A 4507-nucleotide genomic window follows, 5' to 3' on the forward strand; every position below is an offset into this window, starting at 1 on the left:
CATCCCCACCACAGCCAGGGCAGGCCGACGGCGATGGCGGTGGCCGGGGCGGTGAAGGCGGCCAGGGCCAGCAGGCGCAGCCGCACCAGGCGGGGGGAGACGCGGTGCCAGGTGACCTCGCCGGGCCACGACTCCCACAGCACCCGAGATTCATCCATGCCCCCAGGTTATGGCGCGGGGGTTCACCCCGGGGTTGACGGGTCTTACTTGAGTATGTAAGTTTTTACCTATGCAAGTAAAAGAACGTGAGAACCCCCGATCCGTGACGGCCAACGCCCGCCGCGCCCAGATCGTGGCCGCGGCGGTGGACACCATCGCCGAGCTGGGTTACGCGCGCGCCTCCTTCGCGAAGATCGCCGAGCGCGCCGAGCTCAGCTCGACGCGCCTGATCTCCTACCACTTCAAGGGCAAGTTCGACCTGATCCAGGCGGTCGTCGACGAGGCGCTGGCGCTGGCCGACGACTACATGGGCCCGCGCATCCGCGCCGCGTCCACCAAGACCGAGGCGCTCGACGCCTACATCCGCTCCAACATGGAGTACATGCGGGAGTACCCCAACCACGTCCGCGCCATGGTGGACATCTTCAACAACGCGCAGGATGAGGGCGCCGACGTCTCCAGCGGCAACCTCGGCACGGCCGTCGACCTGCTGACCGAACAATTCGCCATCGGGCAGCGGGACGGCGAATTCCGCGACTTCGACCCGCTCGTGATGGCCGCCAGCCTGCGCGGGTCCATCGACGCCGCCGCCGCCCAGCTCGCCCACAACCCCGATCTCGATGTCGACGCCTACGGCGCCGAACTCGCCGAGCTCTTCCGCCTCGCCACCCGAAAGGACCCGTCATGACCACCGACGTCACCACCGCCCCCAAGGCCCCCGCGTCCGCGGGCAGCGCCTCCCGCTCGGCCATGATCAAGTCCCTGCTGTTGGACCTGGTCGTCCCCATGGGTGTCTTCTATGGACTGCGCGCCGTCGGCGTCGGGCAATGGTGGGCGCTTCTGGCCTCGGCGATCGTGCCGATCGTCGTGATCGTCCAGCGCTTCATCGCCCGCCGCCAGATCGAGTTCTTCGCGTTGTTCGTCATCATGCTGATGGCCGCCGGGCTGGCGCTGTCGGCGCTGACGGGCAACCCGCGGATCATGCTGATCCGCGAGGCGTGGGTCGGCATGCTGGGCGGCCTGGTCGGGGTGTGGCTGATCGCCTCCATCTTCTACGGACGCCCCGCGCTGATGGTGCTGTTCCGCTCCTTCGTGATCGCCAAGGTCGGCTCCGAGGGGCTGGCCGCGTGGGAGGCGCGCTGGGACGCCGAGGCCGACTTCCGCCTCGGCGTGCGGGTGCTGACCGCCGCGTGGGGCGTGGCCGGGATCCTCAACGCGGTCGTCAACGTCATCTTCGCCTACACGGTGCCGCTGGACGCCGCGCCGCTGGCGATGGGCCTGATCTGGCCCTGCATCCTGGCGCCGCTGCTGGTCTTCCAAATCATCTACACCAAGCGGAAGAACCTGCGCGCCTAAGCAAACAGCGATAAGTTCATTTCGATTCGTAAATAAATAGGAGTCGCGATGAAACGCCGAACCTTCGTCCTGGCGGCCACGGCCGCGGCCCTGGCCGCCGGGACCGCCGCCACCGCCTACGCCGCCACCCGCCCCCGCCTCACGTCGGGCTTCGACTTCGATTCCCCCGACGTCGTGGCCGAGGGGCTGGCGCTGCCGTGGGGCATGGACTTCCTGCCCGACGGCGCGGCCCTGTTCAACCAGCGCGACAGCAAGCAGATGTCTCGGGTGTCTCCCGGTACCGCACCCGAGGTCGTCGGCACCGTGGACGACGCGCAGCCCGCGGGGGAGGGAGGCCTGCTCGGGCTCGCCGTCTCACCGTCCTATAAGGACGACAAGTACGTTTACATCTACTTCACCGCCGCCGCCGACAATCGGGTCGCGCGCCTGAAGCTCGACGGCTTCACCCCCGAGGTGATCCTCGACGGCATCCCCAAGGCCGAGCACCACAACGGGGGCCGCCTGCGCTTCGGCCCCGACGGCAGGCTGTACGTCACCACCGGCGACGCCCTCGACCGCGACAACCCGCAGGACCCCGACAGCCTGGGCGGCAAGATCCTCCGCCTCAACCCCGACGGCTCCGTCCCCGACGACAACCCCACCAAGGGCTCGCCCGTCTACACCCTCGGACACCGCAATGTGGAGGGACTCGACTGGACCGACGGCGGCGACCTGTACGCCAGCGAACTCGGCGAGAACACCTGGGACGAGGTCAACCACATCGTCGCGGGCAAGAACTACGGCTGGCCCGAGGTCGAGGGGACCGGCGGCGAACCCGACTACGTCGACCCCATCGTCACCTGGCACACCGCCGACGCCTCACCCAGCGGCTCGGCCATCGTCGGCGACATCATGTACGTCGGCGCGCTGCGCGGCGAGCGCCTGTGGCAGGTGCCGTACGGCGGGGGAGACCCCGTCGCGGCCCTGGAGGGGACGTACGGCCGCATCCGCACCGTCGAGGTCTCGCCCGACGGCTGGCTGTGGATCGCCACCTCCAACGAGACCGAGGACAAGATCGTCAGGTTCCCCAACAGGCCCTAACCCCGGTCGGCCCGCCACCGCTCCAGCCACCCCGGAAACTCCCGAAGCGACGCCAGCACCGCGTCGGCGTCGCCGAAGGACTCCGGGCCGTGGCTGCCGGTGGTCACCGCCACCGCCGCCGCGTCGGCGGCCCGCGCGGCGGCCACGTCGGCCGGGTGGTCGCCGACATAGACGCCGGCGCCGTTGTCCTTGAGCGCCTTGGTCTTCCCCGGGCCCCACGCCCAGCCGATCACCTTCGCCACGTCCAGTTCGTCGTGCGCCACGTGCCGTCCCGCGTCGCGGTCGTTCTTCCCCGTGATGACGATCGACCGTCCACCGTGGTCACGCACCGCGCGCAGCGAATCCCTCGCCCCGGGCATCAGCCGCGCCGCGGGCAGCCCGTGGACGTGGTAGATCTCGCGGTACTTGTCGATGAAGTCCGTGGCCGGCCCGGGATCCAGCTGCTCGGCGACCAGGTCGTCCAGCGGGGGCCCCAGCTCCCGCATGAAACGCTCCACATCGAACTCGATGCCGAGTTCCTTGGCCGACGCCCGCAGCGTCGCCTCGATCGACGGGGCGGTGTCGTACAGGGTCATGTCCAGGTCGAAGCCGACCACGAGAGGAGAGGTCACGGCCGCAACCCTAACCGGGCTCCAGCGGCTCCACCTCGCACGGAAAGTCCCGACGCCGCAGGAACTGCGCGAGATGCTCGCGGTGCTCGTCGCACGCCAGCCAGGTCTTCACCCGCTCGGGACCGTGGATCTTCGGGTTGCGCCACCGCAACGCCCATCCCGCCGCGCGCGCACACCCGCGCGCCGAACAACGCAGTTCCTCAGCCGACATTCCACCCAGTCTGCACCGGCGTTACCGCGCGGTGGGCGGTAGTGGGAAGGTGCCTCTACTATCGTGCGAGACAGCCGCTCGATTTCCGACGAAAGGTCTCGACCGATGACCGAGGCGCAATCGCAGACCACACCGGCCCAAGACGCCGAGCTGTTGGAGAAGGCGCTATTCGAAGTCAAGAAGGTCATCGTCGGCCAGGACCGCATGATCGAGCGGATGTTCGTGGCCCTGTTGTCGCGCGGACACTGCCTCCTGGAGGGCGTGCCCGGCGTGGCCAAGACCCTGGCGGTGGAGACGCTGGCCACGGTCACCGGCGGCAGCTTCACCCGCACCCAGTTCACCCCCGACCTGGTGCCCGCCGACATCGTCGGCACCCGCATCTACCGGCAGTCCAGCGAGAAGTTCGACGTCGAGCTGGGCCCCGTGTTCGTCAACTTCCTGCTGGCCGACGAGATCAACCGGGCGCCCGCCAAGGTGCAGTCGGCGATGCTGGAGGTGATGAGCGAGCGCCAGGTGTCGATCGGCGGCGAGACCTACCCGGTGCCCAACCCGTTCCTGGTGATGGCCACCCAGAACCCCATCGAGCAGGAGGGCGTGTACCCGCTGCCCGAGGCGCAGCGCGACCGCTTCCTGCTGAAGATCGTGGTGGGCTACCCGACCGACGCCGAGGAGCGGGAGATCGTCTACCGGATGGGCGTGGAACCGCCCGCCGCGGAGCCGGTGTTCACCTCGGACGACATCCTGCGGCTGCAGAAGAAGGCCGACGGCATCTTCATCCACAACGCGCTGGTCGACTACGCGGTGCGGCTGGTGCTGGCCACCCGGCGGCCCGCCGAGTTCGGCGTCGCCGACGTGTCCGGGCTGATCCAGTACGGCGCCAGCCCGCGCGCCTCGCTGGGCATCATCAGGGCCACCCGCGCCCTGGCCGTCCTTCGTGGACGCGATTACGCGCTTCCCCAGGACCTGCAGGACATCGCGCCCGACGTGCTGCGCCACCGGCTGGTGCTGTCCTACGACGCGCTCGCCGACGGCATCCCCGCCGAGGACATCGTCGACAAGGTGATGGCCGCGGTGCCGGCGCCGACGGTGA

General features: G+C 69.3%; 6 protein-coding genes. 4 read left to right on the forward strand and 2 right to left on the reverse strand.

Features of this window, described 5'->3' with window-relative positions; genetic code table 11:
• The first annotated feature begins 262 nt into the window (after positions 1-262).
• The 3 genes from VE172_RS22865 to VE172_RS22875 are packed head-to-tail and all read left to right on the forward strand — an operon-like array spanning position 263 to position 2595.
• A complete protein-coding gene (locus VE172_RS22865) occupies positions 263-847 on the forward strand; it encodes a TetR/AcrR family transcriptional regulator (RefSeq protein WP_324804318.1) in 585 nt (194 codons plus the stop codon).
• Positions 844-1515, forward strand: a complete 672-nt coding sequence (locus VE172_RS22870; protein WP_324804319.1) for a VC0807 family protein — start codon at positions 844-846, stop codon at positions 1513-1515. Before VE172_RS22865 ends, VE172_RS22870 begins: the two co-directional genes overlap by 4 nt.
• Before the next feature lie 48 nt (positions 1516-1563).
• Entirely contained in the window at positions 1564-2595 is a 1032-nt protein-coding gene (locus VE172_RS22875) for a PQQ-dependent sugar dehydrogenase (protein ID WP_324804320.1), read from the forward strand.
• Here VE172_RS22875 and VE172_RS22880 read toward each other — a convergent pair.
• On the reverse strand, positions 2592-3206 hold the full coding sequence (locus VE172_RS22880) for an HAD family hydrolase (RefSeq protein WP_324804321.1): 615 nt from the start codon (positions 3204-3206) through the stop codon (positions 2592-2594). The two genes, VE172_RS22875 and VE172_RS22880, sit on opposite strands and share 4 nt — an antisense overlap.
• Positions 3207-3216: 10 nt before the next feature.
• Positions 3217-3417: a hypothetical protein gene (locus VE172_RS22885; RefSeq protein ID WP_324804322.1), complete on the reverse strand. Its 201-nt coding sequence runs from the start codon at positions 3415-3417 to the stop codon at positions 3217-3219.
• Positions 3418-3522: 105 nt separating this feature from the next.
• Here VE172_RS22885 and VE172_RS22890 point away from each other — a divergent pair.
• A partial coding sequence (locus VE172_RS22890) for an AAA family ATPase (protein WP_324804323.1) occupies positions 3523-4507 on the forward strand: 985 nt, incomplete at its 3' end.

It is taken from the genome of Stackebrandtia sp., from assembly GCF_035643755.1.
In the GTDB taxonomy this organism is placed as follows: Bacteria; Actinomycetota; Actinomycetes; order Mycobacteriales; family Micromonosporaceae; genus Stackebrandtia.